The organism is Mycobacterium sp. MAA66, assembly GCF_041261665.1.
Taxonomy (GTDB): Bacteria; Actinomycetota; Actinomycetes; order Mycobacteriales; family Mycobacteriaceae; genus Mycobacterium.
The window spans coordinates 67,677-86,749 of sequence record NZ_JBGCCC010000009.1 but is presented as its reverse complement, the minus strand read 5'-3'; the positions used below and the strand labels follow the sequence as shown (position 1 = coordinate 86,749).

General features: G+C 67.5%; 17 protein-coding genes. 6 read left to right on the top strand and 11 right to left on the bottom strand.

What is annotated here, in order from left to right; all coding sequences use genetic code 11:
* The first annotated feature begins 17 nt into the window (after positions 1-17).
* On the top strand, positions 18-545 hold the full coding sequence (locus ABIA30_RS21720) for a dihydrofolate reductase family protein (RefSeq protein WP_370069417.1): 528 nt from the start codon (positions 18-20) through the stop codon (positions 543-545).
* On the opposite strand, the gene ABIA30_RS21715 is transcribed toward ABIA30_RS21720, so the two are convergent.
* Positions 542-1,168: a TetR/AcrR family transcriptional regulator gene (locus tag ABIA30_RS21715; protein WP_370069210.1), complete on the bottom strand. Its 627-nt coding sequence runs from the start codon at positions 1,166-1,168 to the stop codon at positions 542-544. The genes ABIA30_RS21720 and ABIA30_RS21715 overlap by 4 nt on opposite strands.
* Entirely contained in the window at positions 1,168-1,302 is a 135-nt protein-coding gene (locus ABIA30_RS21710) for a hypothetical protein (RefSeq protein WP_370069208.1), read from the bottom strand. Before ABIA30_RS21710 ends, ABIA30_RS21715 begins: the two co-directional genes overlap by 1 nt.
* 153 nt (positions 1,303-1,455) lie before the next feature.
* Between ABIA30_RS21710 and ABIA30_RS21705 the strand changes: the two genes are divergently transcribed.
* On the top strand, positions 1,456-2,244 hold the full coding sequence (locus tag ABIA30_RS21705) for a crotonase/enoyl-CoA hydratase family protein (protein WP_370069206.1): 789 nt from the start codon (positions 1,456-1,458) through the stop codon (positions 2,242-2,244).
* A gap of 60 nt (positions 2,245-2,304) precedes the next feature.
* Here the strand turns inward: ABIA30_RS21705 and ABIA30_RS21700 are convergent, their stop codons facing one another.
* The 3 genes from ABIA30_RS21700 to ABIA30_RS21690 form a co-directional block, all read right to left on the bottom strand.
* Positions 2,305-2,526 (bottom strand): hypothetical protein, encoded by a 222-nt coding sequence (locus tag ABIA30_RS21700; protein ID WP_370069204.1) that lies wholly within the window; start codon positions 2,524-2,526, stop codon positions 2,305-2,307.
* 150 nt (positions 2,527-2,676) lie between these two features.
* Positions 2,677-4,149 carry an aldehyde dehydrogenase gene (locus ABIA30_RS21695; protein WP_370069202.1) on the bottom strand — a complete coding sequence of 491 codons (1,473 nt, stop codon included), beginning with the start codon at positions 4,147-4,149 and terminating at the stop codon, positions 2,677-2,679.
* A gap of 103 nt (positions 4,150-4,252) precedes the next feature.
* Entirely contained in the window at positions 4,253-5,035 is a 783-nt protein-coding gene (locus tag ABIA30_RS21690) for a class I SAM-dependent methyltransferase (protein WP_370069200.1), read from the bottom strand.
* A 33-nt stretch (positions 5,036-5,068) separates the two neighbouring features.
* On the opposite strand from ABIA30_RS21690, the gene ABIA30_RS21685 reads away from it, so the two are divergent.
* Positions 5,069-6,256: a glycosyltransferase family 4 protein gene (locus ABIA30_RS21685; RefSeq protein ID WP_370069198.1), complete on the top strand. Its 1,188-nt coding sequence runs from the start codon at positions 5,069-5,071 to the stop codon at positions 6,254-6,256.
* Between the two features lie 32 nt (positions 6,257-6,288).
* On the opposite strand, the gene ABIA30_RS21680 is transcribed toward ABIA30_RS21685, so the two are convergent.
* Together ABIA30_RS21680 and ABIA30_RS21675 are read right to left on the bottom strand one after the other, a co-directional pair.
* Positions 6,289-7,932, bottom strand: a complete 1,644-nt coding sequence (locus ABIA30_RS21680; RefSeq protein WP_370069196.1) for a hypothetical protein — start codon at positions 7,930-7,932, stop codon at positions 6,289-6,291.
* Between the two features lie 35 nt (positions 7,933-7,967).
* Positions 7,968-9,173, bottom strand: coding sequence for a DUF3068 domain-containing protein (locus ABIA30_RS21675; RefSeq protein WP_370069194.1), 1,206 nt, complete (start codon positions 9,171-9,173; stop codon positions 7,968-7,970).
* 218 nt (positions 9,174-9,391) lie between these two features.
* On the opposite strand from ABIA30_RS21675, the gene ABIA30_RS21670 reads away from it, so the two are divergent.
* Positions 9,392-10,501 (top strand): acyltransferase family protein, encoded by a 1,110-nt coding sequence (locus tag ABIA30_RS21670; protein ID WP_370069415.1) that lies wholly within the window; start codon positions 9,392-9,394, stop codon positions 10,499-10,501.
* Here ABIA30_RS21670 and ABIA30_RS21665 read toward each other — a convergent pair.
* On the bottom strand, positions 10,467-14,633 hold the full coding sequence (locus tag ABIA30_RS21665) for an alpha-(1->3)-arabinofuranosyltransferase family protein (protein ID WP_370069413.1): 4,167 nt from the start codon (positions 14,631-14,633) through the stop codon (positions 10,467-10,469). The genes ABIA30_RS21670 and ABIA30_RS21665 overlap by 35 nt on opposite strands.
* 13 nt (positions 14,634-14,646) lie before the next feature.
* Positions 14,647-14,820, bottom strand: a complete 174-nt coding sequence (locus tag ABIA30_RS21660; protein ID WP_370069192.1) for a DUF2613 domain-containing protein — start codon at positions 14,818-14,820, stop codon at positions 14,647-14,649.
* Positions 14,821-14,913: 93 nt separating this feature from the next.
* Between ABIA30_RS21660 and ABIA30_RS21655 the strand changes: the two genes are divergently transcribed.
* Both ABIA30_RS21655 and ABIA30_RS21650 read left to right on the top strand, forming a co-directional pair.
* Positions 14,914-16,089 carry a glycoside hydrolase family 3 N-terminal domain-containing protein gene (locus tag ABIA30_RS21655; protein ID WP_370069190.1) on the top strand — a complete coding sequence of 392 codons (1,176 nt, stop codon included), beginning with the start codon at positions 14,914-14,916 and terminating at the stop codon, positions 16,087-16,089.
* A 25-nt stretch (positions 16,090-16,114) separates the two neighbouring features.
* A complete protein-coding gene (locus tag ABIA30_RS21650) occupies positions 16,115-16,729 on the top strand; it encodes a TetR/AcrR family transcriptional regulator (protein ID WP_370069188.1) in 615 nt (204 codons plus the stop codon).
* Positions 16,730-16,811: 82 nt separating this feature from the next.
* On the opposite strand, the gene ABIA30_RS21645 is transcribed toward ABIA30_RS21650, so the two are convergent.
* The gene (locus ABIA30_RS21645) at positions 16,812-17,648 is read right to left on the bottom strand and encodes a MaoC/PaaZ C-terminal domain-containing protein (RefSeq protein ID WP_370069186.1); all 837 of its coding nucleotides are present in this window, start codon (positions 17,646-17,648) and stop codon (positions 16,812-16,814) included.
* Positions 17,649-17,650: 2 nt separating this feature from the next.
* The gene (locus ABIA30_RS21640; RefSeq protein ID WP_370069184.1) at positions 17,651-19,039 is read right to left on the bottom strand and encodes a 3-oxoacyl-ACP reductase; all 1,389 of its coding nucleotides are present in this window, start codon (positions 19,037-19,039) and stop codon (positions 17,651-17,653) included.
* Between the last annotated feature and the right edge of the window lie 34 nt (positions 19,040-19,073).

The window sequence follows — 19,073 nt, the reverse complement described above, 5'->3', positions numbered from 1 at the left end:
TGGAAAGGCAAGTGTCAGTGGCGACCGTCTATTACACCGCTTCGAGCCTGGACGGCTACATCGTCGACGCCGCCGGCAGCCTGGATTGGCTGCTGTCGCGGGATATCGACGCCGATGGTCCGTTCGGCTACCGCGCATTTCAGGAATCCGTGGGCGCTCTGGTCATGGGGTCGGCCACCTACGAGTGGATTGCCACCAACCAACCCGGCGACTGGCCTTATGAGCAGCCGACGTGGGTGCTCACCAGTCGGCCCGACATCACCGCGGCGGGGCACCCGGTGCAGACCTTCAATGGTGATGTCGCACAGTTGCATCCGGAGTTGGTGGCGGCCGCCGCGGGTCGTGATGTGTGGGTGATGGGCGGTGGGGCCGCCGCGGCGCCTTTCGTGGCAGCCGGGCTGGTCGATGAGCTGGTGGTGTCCTACGCGCCGTGCACGTTGGGCGCCGGTTCTGCGGTACTGCCCGTGCGTTCGGAATGGCGGTTGGTGGAGTCGGTTGTCAACGGCGACTTCGTGTGTGCGCGCTGGGCCCGGGCCGGCGGCTAACCACGGCCGGTGGGCACGCCGTTGCGATGGACGAATTCCTTTGCCTTGATGAGGAATTCGAGCTGGCCGGCGACGTCGTACAGCGGTTGCGCGGTGCGCGTCGACCGGCACAGCACCACCGCGCCCTCGAGCGCGGCGAGGCAGGTCACCGATACTGCTGCGGCGTCGACGGCGTCGAACCCTTCGCCGGTGAAGGCCCGCGAAAGTGCCTCGCGCCAGCGGTCGAAGATCTCCCCGGCCACCGGCGTCAAAGCGTGGGCTTCATCGGCCGAGCCGATAGCCGCGGCGACGACGGGACAGCCGGCAGTGAAATCGCTTTCAGCCAGGGCGTTTTCCCAGAATTCGACGAATCGTCGAACCAGTGCGATACCCCCGCCCGCTGCGGCGTCGTCGATCAGTGCGGTGATCGATTCGCCGGCGAATTGCAGTGCTTCGAGCAACAGCTGGCTACGGCCTTCGGGGAAATGGTGATACACCGATCCACGCGGGGCGCTGCTACGGGTGAGCACTTCGTCGATCGTGACGCCCGCGGCGCCGCGCTCGCGTAGCACCCGAGCGGCGCTGCGCACCATGCGCGCGCGGGTGGCGCCTCGCTTGTTGGTCGGCTTATCGGCCGAAGCCATCAGTTGGCGGTCCGATGGTGCCGGAGGCGGTCGAGCTGGTGTGCCGCATCGCGGGCGACCGCCCTCAGGCGCTCGGCGCCCAGCAGCTGGTGGGTGAAGCGATGGCCTTTGACGTTGAGCTCAACGACCCACATCACAACCTCCTTGTTATGCCTTCGAGCATAAATCTTGGGCCACATTCGACCAAGTCGTGTGGCTCAGATCACCCGATTGAGCCCGTTGGGCAGGACACCGGGCCAAAAATATGCCCTCTTGCATAATTTCATGATTGCGCGTTCACTGCCTTCATGACCACGGACCTCGATACCGTCACCTTGCAGCGTGACGGTCACGTGCTGGTGATGGGCCTCAACCGTCCCGAGAAACGCAACGCCTTCAACCGGGCGATGCTGACCGACCTATCCCGGGCCTACGGACTGCTGGAATCCGACGACACGTTGCGGGCAGGCGTGCTGATCGCCCACGGCGACCATTTCACCGCCGGCCTGGACCTGATCGACGTGGCTCCCGCCATTGCTTCCGGGCAGGACCTGTTCGCCGAGGGCGGTCGCGATCCCTGGCGTCTGGACGGGCACTGGACAAAGCCGATCGTCGCGGCCGCCCAGGGGCGCTGCCTGACCTTGGGCATCGAACTACTGCTGGCGGCCGACATCAGGATCGCCGCGGCCGACACCCGGTTCGCCCAGATCGAAGTGCTGCGCGGTATCTACCCGTTCGGAGGGGCCACGCTGCGGCTGCCGCAGGCCGCAGGCTGGGGTAACGCCATGCGCTGGCTACTTACCGGCGACGAGTTCGATGCCGCCGAGGCGCACCGGATCGGTCTGGTCCAGGAGGTCGCGGCCACGGCAGCCGACGCTGCGGCCCGGGCCCGCGTGATCGCCCACACCATCGCCGACCAGGCCGCCCCTCTCGGCGTGCGGGCCACACTGGAGTCGGCGCAACTGGCGCTCACCGACCAAGCCGGCGCCATCGACCGACTGCGGCCCGAGGTCAGCCGACTGTTCGCCACTCAGGACGCCGCCGAGGGGGTGCAGTCGTTCGTCCAACGCCGGGCCGCGCAGTTCCACGGAAGGTGAGTCGAAAAATCAAGGGGCCCTGGGCGTTTACGCACCCAGGGCCCCCGTGGCGAGCGTGAACTAGCCGGCGTTCTCCAGCGCGACCAATGCGGCAGCCAGCTTGAAGAACTTGTTCGACCCCAGATCCCGGATCGTCTTGACGTGGAACGACTCGGCCAAGATCTCGGCGTGCTTGTCGGTCAGGCCCGCCAGTGCCGCGGGCGACGCGTCCAGGATGTCCTTGAGCGACTTTTCCTCGAACGCCTTGTCGAGCGACTTCTCCAGATCCACTGATACGGCCATGGGTTACCTCCCAGAATATTTGCCAACGACCTTCGGACGGGCGCGAGGCTACCAGCGTTCTCCTTCGGTGCACACGGAAACGAAAACCATTGATTTGAAAGGCAAATGGCCACCTGCGTGGACGCAGGTGGCCATTCGGTGAAGCAGGGGTTACTCGGGGGTGTAGCCGAAAGGCATGAGGACGCTCTTTTGCTGACAGTAGGCCTCGATACCCTCCGGCCCGTTCTCCCGGCCGATGCCCGAGTTCTTGTAACCGCCGAACGGGGCGCCCGGGTCGAATGCGTACATGTTGACCGCGTAGGTGCCGGTGCGGATCTGCGAGGCGATCTTCATCGCCTTCGGGATATCAGTGGTGTAGACGCTGCCGGCCAGGCCGTACACCGAGTCGTTGGCGATGCGGATCGCGTCCTCTTCGGTGTCGAACGGGATGATCGACAGCACCGGGCCGAAGATCTCCTCCTGCGCGATGGTCATCGAGTTGTCGACGTCGGCGAACACCGTGGGCTGCACGAACCAGCCGGAGTCCAGACCCTCGGGACGGCCGCCGCCGGCGGCGATCCGAGCACCTTCCTCGACACCCTTCTTGATGTAGCCCTCTACGCGCTCGCGCTGCTTCTCGCTGATCAGCGGGCCGATCATGGCGCCCGGATTGTCGGGCAGGCCACACTGCATGGCTGCGGCACCGGCGGCCACCTTCTCCACGACCTCCTCGTAACGCGACCGTGGAGCCAGGATGCGGGTCTGGCCCACACAGGCCTGGCCGGCGTTCATCAGCCCGGAGAACAGCAGCATCGGCAGCGTGGAATCCAGGTCGGCGTCCTCGAGGATGATCGCCGCGGACTTACCGCCCAGCTCCAGCGTGCAGGGCTTGAGCCGGTCGGCGGCGACCTTGCCGATCTCCTTGCCGACCGCCGAGCTGCCGGTGAAGGTGAACTTGTCGATCTCGGGGTTGGCGGTCAACGCCCGGCCGGTCTCGGGGCCACCCGGCACGATCGACAGCACTCCCTCGGGCAGGCCGGCGTCGGCGAACGCCTGCGCCATGGCGAACACCGACAGCGGGGTTTCAGCGGCAGGCTTGAGCACGATGGTGCAGCCGGCCAGCAGCGCCGGACCCAGCTTGTTGGCGGCCAGGAAGAACGGCACGTTCCAGGCGGCGACGGCGGCGACCACGCCGATCGGCTCGCGGGTCACCAGGCTCTGGCCGTAGATGCCGTCGCGGATGTCGCTCCACTGGAACTTGTCAGCGGCGCCGGCGAAGTAGTTGAACGACGACATCGCAGCGCCGTACTGCATCATGTCGACGATCATCATCGGCTGGCCGGTCTCGGCGGCCAGCAGGTACTTGAATTCGTCGGCGCGCTCGGTCATCAGCTTGGATGCCTCGGCGAGCACGGCGGCGCGGTCAGCGGGCGACATCTTGGGCCACGGGCCCTCGTCGAAGGCCTTGCGGGCGGCTGCGCAGGCGGCGTCGACGTCGGCCTTGCTGGCCAGCGGCACCTTGCCGACGAGTTCACCGGTGGCCGGCGAGTGCACCTCGATGACCTCACCGGTTGCCGGGGCCGCCCACTTACCGCCGATGAAAAGCTGGTCCCACTCGGTTCTGAAGGCAGTGCTCTGGGTCATGCGTGTGCTCCTCGCGTGCTCTCGTCATGCGTCTGTTCCTCGCGTGCGCATGTCATGCACGTCACACTACCCAGATTCTGCAAAAACGAGAACCTGTTGCAGTTCACCGCTGGAGAACAACCACCAAGTTACTCGTCAGGAACTCCCGCAACCCTGGTATGCGTAGTACCCACCAGGCCCATCGCGGGTGGTAGCGAGGGAATGCGGCCAGCAATCTCCCCGTGCTGCGGGCCCAGTTCAGCCCCGCGGCGGCGGACACGGCGAACAATGACGAGCCGTAGTCGTTCTTGGGTCTGTGGCCGTGCTTTCGGGTGTACATCTGGGCTGCGCGCCGGCCGCCGAGGTAGTGCGTCAACCCCATCTCGTGCCCGCCGAACGGGCCCAGCCACACGGTGTACGACAGGATCACCAGCCCGCCCGGCCGGGTGACCCGCAACATCTCTTCGCCCATCAGCCAGGGGTCGCGGACATGTTCGGCGACATTGGAGGACAGGCAGATGTCGACGCTGGTGTCGGCGATCGGCAGGGCCATGCCGGAAGCCCGCACGAATGCGCCTGAGCCGCCGCGGCCGGCCGGACCCGCGTGCATCTCGCGGGGGTCCGGTTCCACGCCGATGTAATGCATGCCGTGGGCCGCGAACTCGGTGGCGAAATAGCCGGGGCCGCCGCCGACGTCCAGCACGGTCGCGTTCGCCGATGACGTGCCGTGGGTGTCGCGCCAGAGCGCCTCGACCAGCTCGACGGTGTCGGTGGCCAGCGCGCCGTAGAACCGGGCGGGGTCGGGTTGTTCGTATCTGAACTCGCGCAGCAGCCGCACCGAGCGAGCCAGGGTAGCCCGTCGAGCCGTCCGGGCCGAGGTGGCCCGTCGGACCACAGCGCTGTGCATCCGGCAACCGTACTGGCCGGTACCCTTCATGGGATGCCTGACCGCCCCGATCAGCTGACCGGACCTCGTGCCGAGATCCGGTCTGTTCTGCTCCTCTGTTGGCGCGACACCGGCCATCCGCAGGGCGGCGGCAGCGAGACGTATCTGCAGCGCATCGGTGCCGTCCTGGCCTCCTCGGGTGTGGCGGTCACCTTGCGCACCGCGCGCTATCGCGGTTCGGTGCGTCGTGAAGTGGTCGACGGGGTGCAGATCAGCCGCGGTGGTGGCCGGCACTCGGTGTACATCTGGGCCGGTTTGGCCATGGTGCTGGCCCGTATGGGCCTGGGCCCGCTGCGCGGAGCGCGCCCCGACGTGGTGATCGACTCCCAGAACGGCATCCCGTTCCTGGCCCGGCTGGCCTACGGTCGGCGCTCGATGATCCTGGTGCACCACTGTCATCGTGACCAGTGGCCCGTGGCCGGCCGATTGATGAGCAGATTCGGCTGGTTCGTCGAATCCCGATTGTCGCCGCGGCTGCATCGGCACAATCAGTACGTGACGGTGTCGCTGCCCTCGGCGCGTGATTTGGTGGACCTGGGTGTCGAAGCGTCCCGGATTGCGGTGGTGCGCAACGGCGTTGACGCCGCGCCCACGGGTTCGCTGGCGTTGGAGCGTTCGGCTGGGCCGCGGGTGGTGGTGTTGTCCCGACTGGTGCCGCACAAGCAGATCGAGGACGTGCTGGACGCGGTCGCCGGGCTGCTGCCGTCGATGCCGGACCTGCGTCTGGACGTGGTCGGCGGCGGTTGGTGGTCCGACCGCCTGGTCGCCCACGCCGATCAACTAGGTATCGGCTCCGCTGTGACCTTCCACGGCCACGTGTCCGAATCGGTCAAACATGAACTGCTGCAACAGGCGTGGGTGCATGCCCTGCCGTCCCGCAAGGAGGGCTGGGCGCTGGCGGTGATCGAGGCCGCCCAGCACGGGGTGCCGACAGTCGGTTACCGGTCGTCGGGCGGACTGACCGATTCGGTGGTCGACGGTGTCACCGGGCTGCTGGTCGATGACCACCGCGGTTTGGTCGCGGCTTTGCAGATGCTGCTGACCGATCCGGTGTTGCGTGAGCAACTGGGCGTCAAGGCGCAGCTGCGATCGGCTGAATTCTCCTGGCCGCAAAGTGCTTCGGCCATGCTGTCCGTCGCTTCGGCGGTGCGGGACGGGGAATTCGTCAGCGGGATCGTCTGACCCCTGCCGCGTCGGGGAGGTGAGTTGCCGCCTCAGCGCGGTTCCGGGCCGGGGTGGCGGGAAACCCGAGCCCACGTCATGCCCGCCAGTCCGCCGACCAGCAGCCCCAACCACACCAGGTGCGCGGCTATCAACAAACCACGGCCGGCGGCCGCCGGGGCTGAGCCGCCCACCCGATACAACGCAATATCCTTGTCCTGGTAGACGGTTGGCAATTGCAAAGCCGGCGCATGGCCTTCGACCACCACCCAGCCCACTCCCGCCCTGGCCAACCGTTCAGCGTCCGCGCCGCGGATCAGCATTTCCTGCACGGCCCGGGCCCGAGCTCCCTCGCCGGGCACCGTCCGCCCGTTGATCACCAGATCGCCGGTGGCGAGCACGTCGGCGGACACCCAGCGGGGGAGTGGATCGAGCACGGGTGCCGTTCCGGCCCAAGGAAATTGGCGGATCACATCGGGTGGCAGTACGGCCACCGGCCGCGGATCGGCGTTGACCTGAGCCGCGACCGCGGACCAGCCGGCCGGATACTGCACCGACCGCAGCTGACCGCCGACCCCCCACACCAGGTCCGGTAGCGCGATCAGCACCACCAGGCAGCATCCGAGTGCGGCGTAAACCGAAGGCAGCCAACGTTGCAACGCCGGAACCGCTGACGCTGCCGCCAGTGCGTAGCCCGGCATGGCCAGGGCCACCCACTTCTGGCCATCGCGCAGCACGCCGGTACCCGGAGCCAGCCGGATCAGCCAGTCCAGAAACGCCAACCCCGGCGCCGTCGCCAGCAGTGCGGGCGTGACCACCGCGACGACGGCCAGTACCAGCAGCGGCCGGGCGTCGGCGGCGTCCCAGGCCCGCCGCGCACCCGTGCCGACCACGGCCAGTAGCGCCACCGTCCCGACCACGGCGAAAAGTGTGGTCCGAGAGGCCGGTACGGTATCGCCGTTCCAGATGCCGCCGAGTCCGGCCAGGCTGCCCAACGTTCCCAGGCCCGGCTCCGCGCGCGCCGCGAACGCCGGAACGCCCGCGCTGGCCACCGGCAACACCGAGCGTGCCACCACGGTCGCCACCAACCACGGCAGCGCCGATCCGGCAGCCGCCGCAAGGGCCACCGCCAGCACGCGCGAGGACCGGCAGCACACCAACGCTACGACCAAGGCGAGCAGTAGTCCGGTCGGCGTCAGCCCGGCCAGCGCGATCCAGAACACCAGATTCGGGAGCGCGCCGCAGCGCGCGCCGAGACGAAGTGCGCCGAAATTGCCGGCACGCAGCGCCGAGAGGGCGACCCAGGGCAGACAGCCGTAACCGACCAGCAGGCTCCAATGCCCCTGCAGCAGGCGCTCGGCGACGTACGGATTCCACGCGGCCACCGTGCACGCCACCAATTGCCCGCCAAGGCCCGCGTCCAGTGCCGCCGCGGCCAACCGCGCCGCGCCCCAACCGGCGAGCCACAGCCCGCCGATCGTCAGCGCTTTGACCACTACGCCGCCGTCGACCACATGCGACAGCACCGCGACCAAGAAGTCCTGCGGAAGTGCCCGCGGCGCCGCCTCGGACAACCCCAGCGCCGCGTCGGACAGATACGACCGCGGGGTGGACACCGCGTCGCGCAACAGCAGATAGCCGGGCGCCAACAACGGCGCCGTTACCGCAAGCGTCAGTACCAGCGCGTACGCCGGCACCGCCCAGTGACGGAACCTGAAGGGACGGAGCTCGATCAGACCGGCCGGTCCGGCGGCAGATCGCTGGGCCGCTGGATGGTCAGCTTCTCGGTGGCGGCCTCAGCAGCCGGCATCGGCCCGGTATCGGTGGGCCGTCGGCCGAAGAATCCGCGTCCCGACTCTTCCAGGGACGGATCGATCAACGCGGCCTGCGAGCTCAGGCCGTACCAGGCCAGTGCCACGCCGCCGACCAACGTCACCAGGCCCAGCGCGACGAAGGTGATCGGCAGGATGCGGTCCCACAGCGCCAGCTTGTCGCGTTCGGCGTGGGCGGCCGACACCTGCGACTCGACCGTGGACTCGGTCGAGGTGACGGTGTAGTCGGCGAACGTCACCTCGGGCTTGAGGGCGTCACGCGAGTAGTAGTGGAAGCCGTGGTCCTTCTGCTTCAGGATGGTGCCGGACACCGGATCGACCCAGAAGGTGCGCTGCGCGGCGTAGTAGCGCTGCATGGTGATCGGCTCATCGGGATCACCCGGCAGCCCCCACAGTGACGCCCGGGCGGTCACCTGGCTGTCCTCGCCCTTCTCGAACAGGGAGGCGTACTTGACCGGTTCGACCAACTTGCCGTCGGCGTCATAGCCGACGTTCTGGGTGAACTTGTAGGCACTGAGCCCGTTGACGTCCTCTTCGCCCTGGAAGTTGGCGTCATAGGTCTTCTGGGCGATCGGATCGAAGAACGGGTACGTCTTCTTCTCGGTGTCGAACGGGAAGCGGTAGGTCAGACCCTGGTGCGCCAGCGGGATCGGGGTCGGCACGCTCTGGTCTTCCATGGTGCGGGGCTTCTGCACCGAACCGCCGGGGTTGTTGTCCGAGGACACCGCCATCGCGGTACGCCGATTCATGGTGACGGTGTCGACGAGCGCCAGCAGCAGACCGTTGTCCTGCTGCTTGTCGGTACGTCGCACGGTGCTGCCGACCTGAAGGGTCACCACATCGGCGTTGGCCGGGGACTCGACACTGATCTGCTGCTGCATGGCCAGCGGCACGTTCTTGTTGACGATGAACTTCTCGCCCAACAGGGACGCGGGATCCAGTGCCGTTCCGGTGCCATTGCTGACCAGCGTGGTGTCGATGTCCAGCGGGACCTTGGCGATCCTGCTGGAGGTGTAGGTCGTCAACAGCAGCGAAGCAATCAGCAGGGCGGCACCGAGCCCCATCAAAACGCAGGCCGCAATACGCAACCCCACAGCGCGGTTCAAACCGTGCTCCTTACTTCCTCTACCAGCCTCACAGCAACCCGCTTGACCCTAACAGCAGAAGGTAAGGCGAGCGCCCAGACCATGAGGCCCGGACGCCGTGGCGCCGGCCGGCGGATTCGGAAGTCTGCGCCGGGCCCGGCACACTGGAGGCTGTGGACAGCGGGACCGACGACACAGGAGTCAGCGGCACCCGCAGCTTTTTGCCCGCGGTCGAGGGCATGCGAGCCTGCGCGGCGATGGGTGTGGTGCTGACCCACGTGGCGTTCCAGACCGGGAACAGCAGCGGCTGGTATGGCCGGCTGTTCACCCGATTCGACCTGGCTGTCGCGGTGTTCTTCGCGCTGTCCGGCTTTCTGCTCTGGCGCGGTCATGCGGCAGCGGCGCGCGGTCTGCGCCGCCGCCCGCCGACCGGGCACTACCTGCGGTCACGGCTGGTCCGGATCATGCCGGCGTATGTGGTCGCAGTTGTGGTGATCCTCACGCTGCTGCCCGACGCCGATGCCGACCTGACGGTGTGGCTGTCGAACCTGACCCTCACGCAGGTCTATGTGCCGCTGACCCTGACCTCCGGACTGACCCAGATGTGGAGTCTGGCCGTGGAGGTCAGTTTCTATCTGGTGTTGCCCATCCTGGCGCTGCTGGCGCGGCAGTTGCCGGTGCGTGCCCGGATTCCGGTCATCACGGCCCTGGCGGTGGCCAGCTTCGCCTGGCCGGCGTTGCCGTGGCACCTGCCGTTCGGGGTGAATCAGATGAACTGGCTGCCTGCGTTGTTCTCCTGGTTCGGCGCCGGCATGGTGCTGGCCGAGCTGACCGTCGAGCCGGTCGGCCCCGTGCATCGCCTGGCGCGTCGGCGGTGGGTGATGGCGGCGATCACCGTGGCCGCATTCGTCATCGCCGCGACACCACTGGCCGGCAACATCGGCCTGGCCCCCGGCACGGTCAGCCAGGTGGTGGTCAAGACCTCGATGGGCGCGGTGGTCGCGGCGACACTGCTGGCGCCACTGGTGCTCGACGCGCCGGGCACCAGTCACCGCGTGCTGGGCAGCACGCCCATGGTGACGCTGGGCCGGTGGTCCTATGGGCTGTTCATCTGGCACCTCGCGGCGCTGGCGATGGTGTTCCCGGTGATCGGCGAATTCCCCTTCAACGGGCACATGCCGACGGTGCTGGCGCTGACGCTGGTGTTCGGCTTCGCCATCTCCGCGGTCAGTTATGCGCTGATCGAATCGCCCTGTCGCGAGGCGCTACGCCGTTGGGAATCCCGCAGGGCCCCGGTCGTTTTGGACAGCTCGATCACGGATCTTCCGGAGCCGGCCCCGGCCCGGTGAACACAGAAGCCGCGACGGCCGCCACCGAGATCAGCGCCAACAGCTGAACTCCCCACTCGTGGCCGATATAGCCGTCGACGGACCGCCACGGGTAAACGCTGAGGATCGCGCCGGCCAAGGTGAGGCCGGACGCGGCGGCGCCGATGGTCAGGCCGTCGAGCAATTTCGGCCGGTCGCGCAGCAGGTAACGCAGTCCCATCATGGCGGCCATCACACCGGCTCCGGCTGCCCCGGCGATCAATGTCCCGATCGCGAGCAGCGCAGCGCCAACGACCACTGGCGGCGGTTGCCACGGACGCGACGGGGCGTCCGAGGACGGCCGTCGGGTCGGCCACAGCGCCAGCAAGGCCACTACCGGCAGCAGCGCCAGCCCACCGAACACTCCCACGCGATATTGCACGTTGGAAGCGAATTGCATTGTCACCGTGCCTGATAGGCCCGCGGGCAGGATCCAGCCCTGCTGCCAGCCGTTGACGGTGACCGGGGTCAGCGACGTGCCGTTGGCGGTGTGCGCGGACCAGCCCGGGTTGATGCTTTCGGGCACCACCAGCACCCGCTGCACCGGTGACGGCGGCAGCCGCACCTCGCGATGATCGGCCGTCCAGGCGCCGAGTGCCGCGGGAGTTGTTGTGGCGCGGTGGATCTGGTCCGCCAACGGGGTGGCGAGCTGTACCCCGAAGAGGGTGAACACCGAGCCGGGGCTGATCACCAGTTCTTGTTGGCCCGCGGGCAGCTGCAGCGGTGCCGCCTGACACGGCTGGGCGGCGATCGGCGCGCTGTCCATCAGGGCGTCGACGGTGGTGTGTACCGAGGTCTGCAGGAACTGGCCGGCTACCGCGATGATCGGTCCCTTGCCGCACGGTAGATCGATCGTGCGCTGACGATTCTTCGCGGCATCGGCCGGTGCGATCGCCGCCCCGTGCGGGTCGAGCGCCGTGACCTCGGCCAGCCCGGGAGGTTTGACCTGATCGAAACCCAGTGAGGTGCGGTCGATCACGTCACGCCAATCCAGGATGGACAGCTTGATGGTGTCGGTCACCGCGGGCTTGAAGGTCAAGGTCTGCGGGCCGTCACCGGTGAGTCGACGAACCTCTGGGCCGTTGCCGAGGTCGACCGCGACCATCGTCGGGTGCGCGGGCAGATCCGATGCACTCGGAGCCAGGCGTAGCCCACCGACCATGGTTGCCGTCGGCAGGTGCACGGTGAGGTTCGCCGCATCGCGGAACTGAACGATGCCCTGCGGGGCGACCCAGGCGGTGCGAGGATCGCCGTCGGTCGCGGCGTAGGCCGAGCCCAACACATCGATGACGTCGGAATCGCCGGTGGCCCGGGTGGTTCCGGGCTGAACGATCAGATCGGCGAGCATCGGACCTTGGCGGGCTTGCACCCACACCGTCGGGGTGACCGTGGTGGGGGCCGGCACCGTCAGGGTGCGGCTCATGTTGATGGGTTCTTCCGGCGACTGCGCCATGGCCGCCGAACACCGCACGCCGGTGGGGCTTTCGGCGCAGCCGGGCCGGCCGAGCTGATCATTGCCCAGATCCCACTGTGCCACGGCAGAACCGGCGGGCGGTCCGGGCACCGCGACGGTGTGCCGCAGGCTCACCGGATGCGCGAAACCTGATGCGTCGTACTGGGTTATCGAGAAATCGGTGATGCCGAACTGGACACCCGGAGATCCGTCATCGGTGCCGACGGCGGTGAACCGGACCCAGGACGTCTCGCCGTAGGGCAGGGCCGCGGTCAACGGCTTGCCAGGTTGATCGAAGCGAATCGTGCTGGTGCCGTTGGCCGTAGCCAGTTCGATGCGGCGGACCTGGGCGCCCACCGCGGTCGCACTGGGGGTCAGGGTGACCACGGCGTTGGTGATCGGATGATCCAGGTCCACCTGAAGCCATTGGCCGACAGCGGCCTGCAGCGAGCTGGACACCCAGGCCGTGGACGGGTCTCCGTCGATCGCGGCCACCGGTCCCGCTGCGGTCGAAACATTGGGCAGTGCAACGGAATCCGACGATGAGCTGGACGCGGTCACCCGTCCTCCGGGCCATTGGCCGTACACGGTCGTCGCGCCCGGGCTGGGGTAGTCCATCACCCGGTTGAAGGTGTGCCGGGGGTCGCCGTGGGCGCGGATGGCCGAGGAGTGGTCGTCGACCCGGCCGTAGTCGGTTTCGCGGGCCAAGGGGGTGTCGGTGATGGTGACCAGCGGTGCGGGTAATCCGGCTTGCCGGGCATCGGAGGTCAAAATCATTGGGCCCAACGGGCTTTGGCCGAGCAGTCGGCGCCGTTCGTCGAGGCGCAGCAATGCTTCCGGCCCGCCGTCGACACGGGCCATCGACTCGGCGTCGGTCAGATACGGGCGAGTGGTCGCCGCGCCGTCGACCTGATAGATCTGGATGGCCGGGTAACGCGGCCGCAGTCCGCTGTCGGTGATGAATCCGGCCACCTTGCCCGGTCCGACCGGATCTCCGAACTCGGCCACAAGGGTGAGCCCCCCGGATCCTTCCAAGGCCCGGTGCACCAGCAACGGCCGGGCCGAACGTGAGTTGTCCGGATCCAGGTCGTTGCGCAGGACGATATGGGAAATGCCCTGGCGGGCAAGGGTATCGGCGAGTCCGGCGGATGGCCGTCCAGTGGCGAACAGGCGCTGCACCGAATCCAGCGCGCGGATGGTCTGCGGCGGCGTCAACGGAATCGAGTCGCGCACGCCCCACGCACTGTGGCCGAGCACCTGCAGAGGTTCATCGTGGGTATTGCCCCAGCCCTGGTTGGCGAACGGGGCCCCCGGGGCCACCAGCACCCGCCCGGTGTCGTGTTCATCGAGCCAGTCGGCCGCCTGATGCCAGTACGCCGGGATGGCACGGTAGGCCCCGGGCGCCGCGAGCCGTCCCGTCCACGCCAGCGAGGTGCCTGCGGCCAGGGCGGCGAGCAACACCATGGTCACCGCGATCCGCTTGTCGCGCTCGGGGTGCGCGAATGCGGACAGCCACTGTCGAAGCGGAACGGTGCCGGGCAACGGAATCCGGCCCAGTAGATGAGCCAGGCCCAGTGTGAGTGGCAGGCGCAGCACCGGCTCGAGCTTGTGCACATTGCGCAGCGGGGTGCCCGCAGCGTCCAGGAAGGTCTGTACCTGGTGTGCGATCGGCGAGCCCAGCCCGCCGGAGTAGGCCACTGTGAGTAGCACCAGCCCGACCAACAGCATGCCGATCAGCCGGCCCCGAGCGGGCATGGTGCGCATGGACAGGCCGGCCAGCCCGCCTGCGGCCACCAGAGTGGTGGCCAACACGGCAACCGAACCGGTCACCAGGGAGGATCCCGCGGTGGCGTTGGTCGCGACGAATGCGGTCCAGCCGTAGGTGCCGCGCAGCACCTCGGTCAGCGACAGCCACTGGGTGGTCACCCCGGAGGACTCGATGAAGTCCAGGAACGGCGGGCTGATCCGGCCGAGCAGCAGCAGCGCCACCACCCACCACAGGATCGCCAGCAGCGTGCAGCCGAGCCACCAGCCGGTGAACTTCCACCAGCGCCGGTTGGGTCGGTGCGAAGCCCACCACAGGATGGCCGCCAGACAGCCGGTCAGGCTGGCCACCGCGTTGACCGCACCCATCAGCGCGACGGCTACCGCCGACCGGGCGGCCAGCTGACGGATCCGTGGGTCACCTTGAAGGACCAGGATCACCGGCAGCAACACCCACGGCGCCAGCACCATCGGCAGCGTCTCGGATGAAATCGCGCCCAGTGTCGTCAGTACCCGGGGGGACAGGGTGAAGGCCAGCGCGGCGATCACCCGGGACGACGTGCTGCCGATGCCCAACGCCTCGGCCACCCGCAGCAGCCCCCAGAACCCGACGATCAGCAGCAGCGCCCACCACAGCCGTTGGATCACCCAGCCGGGCAGACCGATCAGGTCGCCGGCCAGAAAGAAGGCGCCGTGCGGAAACAGGTAGCCGTAGGCCTGGTTCTGCGCCTGCCCGAACGGTAGGTCGCTGTTCCACAGATTGGCCGCCCGCGCCAGGAAACGCGCGGGGTTGGCGGTCAGATCGAGCTTGGTGTCGGGCGAGACCCGGCCCGGTGACTGGGCGAACGTCAGGACCAGGGCGGCCGCACTGACTACCCACAACCAGCGCCGCGACAGCGGCGTGGCCGGCTTAGCTGCGGTTGCCGTATTCGACCCGGTTGAGTACCGAAGACGCTGGATCGCCCGATTGCAGCGCCGGCTTGGTGTCTTGCTGAAGCATCAGCGTGGTGCCGAAGATCGCGGCCGCTCCCAGCAACAGGCCGACCACGATGCTGGCTCCGGCGGGCACGAGGAAGCGGTCCATGCGGCCCAAACTAGCACGTCCGGCTGGCCGGACCTGCTTACCGGCAGCGCCGTCGGTCAACTCAGCCGGAGACGCCCACTAGGCTCGGAACCCATGTCTCTGCCCCGAACTCTTGGCGCCCTGGCACTGCTGTCCGGATTGGTGGTGGGATGTTCGCACTCGTCCAGCCACCCCGCTGCCGCGTCATCGCCGAGTTCGTCCAAGGCGGCGCCGTCGGGTAAGCCGATGGACGCGGCCGCGCCGACTGCTCCGCCCTGTGACCCGCAATCGCTGCTGAGCGCCCTGACCCTGCGCCAGAAGTTGGCACAACTACTGATGGTCGGCGTCAAGGACACCGCGGACGCCAAGGCGGCGGTCACCGATCAGCAGGTCGGCGGGATCTTCATCGGTAGCTGGACCGACCAGTCGATCTTGTCGGACCTCCCTGCCCTGCAGGCCGCCTCCGGGGCATTGCCGCTGTCGGTCAGCACCGACGAAGAAGGTGGCCGGGTGTCCCGGCTGGCCAAGAAGATCGGCAAACAGGATTCGCCTCGCGTGCTGGCCAACACCAAGACGCCCGAACAGGTCCACGACATCGCCAAGGAACGCGGTCAGAAGATGCATGACCTCGGCATCACCGTCGACTTCGCGCCCGATGCCGATGTCACCGACGAGCCCGACGACGAGGTGATCGGGGACCGCTCCTTCGGATCCACGCCGGACAAGGTGACCGAATACGCCGGGGCGTACGCACAGGGCCTGCGTGACGCCGGGCTGTTGCCGGTGCTCAAGCACTTCCCCGGACACGGCCACGGTTCGGGTGATTCGCACACCGGTGGCGTGGTGACCCCGCCGCTGGATGCGTTGCTGACCAACGATCTGGTGCCGTACCGAACGTTGACCACTCAGGGACCGGTGGCCGTGATGGTCGGCCATTTGCAGGTACCGGGTCTGACCGTCGGCGACTTGCCGGCCAGCCTGAGCAAGCCAGCGTATGACCTGCTTCGCTCCGGTGGCTATGGCGGTCCGGGCTTTGCGGGTGTGGTGTTCACCGACGACCTCACCGGAATGGCCGCGATCAGTGCGCATTACGGTGTCGCCGATGCCGCGCTCAAGGCGATGCAGGCGGGTGCGGATGTGGCGCTGTGGGTGACCACCGACGGCATCTCAGACGTGCTGGACAAGCTGGAGAACGCGGTGAAGTCCGGCGAACTGGCACAAGCGCAGGTCGACCAGTCGTTCCTGCGGGTGGCGGCCATGAAGGGTGCCAGCCCGAAATGCGTGAAGTGAAGCCTCTGTTGCTTACCCTGGTCTGATGGCGGGTGGAACCAAGCGGCTGCCGCGTGCTGTCCGCGAACAGCAGATGCTCGACGCCGCAGTGCAGATGTTCTCGGTGAACGGCTATCACGAGACGTCGATGGACGCGATCGCGGCGCAGGCCGAGATCTCCAAGCCCATGTTGTACCTGTACTACGGCTCCAAGGAAGAGTTGTTCGGCGCCTGCCTGGACCGTGAGCTCAACCGGTTTGTCGAAACCGTCCGTACCGACATCGATTTCACGGTGGCGCCGCGGGATCTGCTGCGCACGGCAGTGCTGTCGTTCATGAACTACATCGACGTGCACCGGGCGTCGTGGATCGTGTTGTACACCCAGGCCACCAGTTCGCAGGCCTTTGCCCACACGGTCCGTGAAGGCCGGGACAAGATCATCGATCTGGTCGCGCGGTTGCTCAGTACGGGCACCCGAAACCCGGACCCGGACAGCGATTTCGAGATGATGGCCGTCGCCCTGGTAGGTGCGGGTGAGGCGATCGCCTCGCGGGTCAGTGCCGGGGACACGTCGGCCAACGATGCTGCCGAGTTGATGATCAATCTGTTCTGGCGTGGCCTGAAGGGCAAGCGCTCTGGCCCGCCGGACGCGTCTACCTAGGCCCAGTGCTCTCAACGAAAGTGATGCCTGTGCACAAGAATCCATCGATTCTCGTGCACAGGCATCACGCTCGTGAGGCGGATTAAGACACCGTGGCCGTCAGGTGCGGGTAGCCCTTGGACAGGTTGCGCAGCGCCAGGCCCCACCCCTCGGGGGTCTGGTCGACGTACAACCCGACCTTGGCCGGCAGCAGAACTGGCTTGCCGAACTTCACCGAGTACTTCACCGCATCCGGCAACTGTCCCTCGATATTGGCCAGAACGGCTGCCGCGCTGAACATTCCGTGCGCGATCGCGGTCGGGAAGCCGAACAGCTTGGCGCCGATCGAGCTGGTGTGGATCGGGTTGTGATCGCCACCGACGTCGGCGTAGTGCCGGATCTGACCGGGCGTGATGCTCAGCACCGCGTTGGGTGGCGGCAGTTTGGGTTGCTTGACCGGCTCAGGCTTGGGGCCGCCGGACAGGCTGGTGCGCTGCTGGTGCAGGAACGTGGTGACCTGGCTCCACACCAGATCGTTGCCGACCTTGATGTCCGTGATCAGGTCGACCAACAGGCCCTTGCGATGTTCACGCAGGTTCTCGGCGTGTACTGCGACATCCAGCACGTCGGTCACCTTGATCGGCCGGTACTGGGTGATGTGGTTCTCGGTGTGCACCGAACCCATTGCGGCAAAAGGAAAATCGAAGCCGGTGACCAGCGACATCATGGTCGGGAAGGTCAACGCGAACGGGTAGGTGAGAGGCACCGTGTCGCCGAAGCGCAGTCCGGTGACCGCGGCGTACTCGGCCACATTGGTCGGGTCGATCGTCAGACCGGAGACCTTGACGGTACGGTCCGGCAGCGTGTTGCCGCGTGACACGAACGGCAGCGCACCGACCACCGCACGTGCCATGTTCAGCAGGCCGTTGGGCTGAGTCATTGTCAAGCTCCCAGGAGGGCTTGGCCGCAGACCCGAATCGTGTTGCCGGTCACCGCGTTTGACGCCGGGCTGGCAAAGTATGCGATCAGCTCGGCGACGTCGACCGGCAATCCGCCCTGGAACAGCGAGTTGAGCCGGCGGCCCACCTCACGGGTGGCCAGCGGGATGGCGTCGGTCATCTTGGTCTCGATGAAACCCGGTGCGACGGCGTTGATGGTGACGCCCTTCTCGCCGAAAACCGGTGCCAGCGCGTCGGTCATCCCGATCATGCCGGCCTTGGTGGCGGCATAGTTGGTCTGACCGCGGTTGCCCGCGATACCGGCCATCGAGGACAGGCCGATCACCCGGCCGCCGGATCCGATGGTGCCGCTGGACACCAGGCCCTGCGCCAGGCGTTGCGGCGCAAGCAGATTCACTGCGACGACCGAGTTCCACCGGGCATCGTCCATGTTGGCCAGCAGCTTGTCGCGGGTGATACCGGCGTTGTTGACCAAGATGTCTGCCTTGCCGCCGTGGTGATCGTTCAGGTGCGCCACGATCTGGTCGACGGCGTCATCGGCGGTGACGTCCAGTGTCAGTGCGGTGCCACCGACGGCGCCGGCGGTCTCGGCCAGCGCGTCAGCGGCGGCCTCGACGTCGATGGCGACCACGGCTGCGCCGTCCCGGGCGAATACCCGGGCAATTTCGGCGCCGATGCCGCGGGCGGCGCCGGTGACCAGCGCGACCTTGCCGGCGAGCGGCTTGTCCCAGTCCGCTGGGGCCTCCGCATCGGCGGCGCCCACGTGGAACACCTGGCCGTCGACATAGGCCGACTTGCCGGACAGCAGGAAGCGGACCGTCGACTCCAGTCCGGTGGCGCCGGTGTTGGCGCCGGCGGACAGGTAGACCAGGCCGACGGTGGCGCCGCGCTGCAGCTCCTTGCCGAGCGACCGCGTGAAGCCCTCCAGCGCGCGCTGCGCGATGTGCTCGTCGATGTCGGAGATTTCACCGGGGGTGGTACCGACGACCACGACGCGGCTGTTGGCGGCCAGGTTCCGCAGTACCGGCGTGAAGAACTCGTACAGCGCCTTGAGCTGCTCGGGCTTGGTGATGCCGGTGGCGTCGAACAACAGGCCACCGAAGGAGTCGGCCCAACGTCCGCCCACGTTGTTGCCGACGACGTCGTAGTCGTCGGCCAGGGCTGCGCGCAGCGGCTCGGCGATGCGGCCTTCGCCGCCGATCAGCAAAGGACCGCCCAGGGCGGGTTCGCCGGCTTTGTAGCGCCGCAGCGGTTGTGGTTGCGGAACGCCGAGTTGCTTGGCCAGGAACGAACCGGGACCGGAAGTCAGGACTTGGGAGAGGACGTCAGCCACTGCGAGCCTTTCTAATGCGGACGTGATTTCGCGAGGCATTGTTGCCGTCGGAGCCGTCTTGTCGAGGACGAAC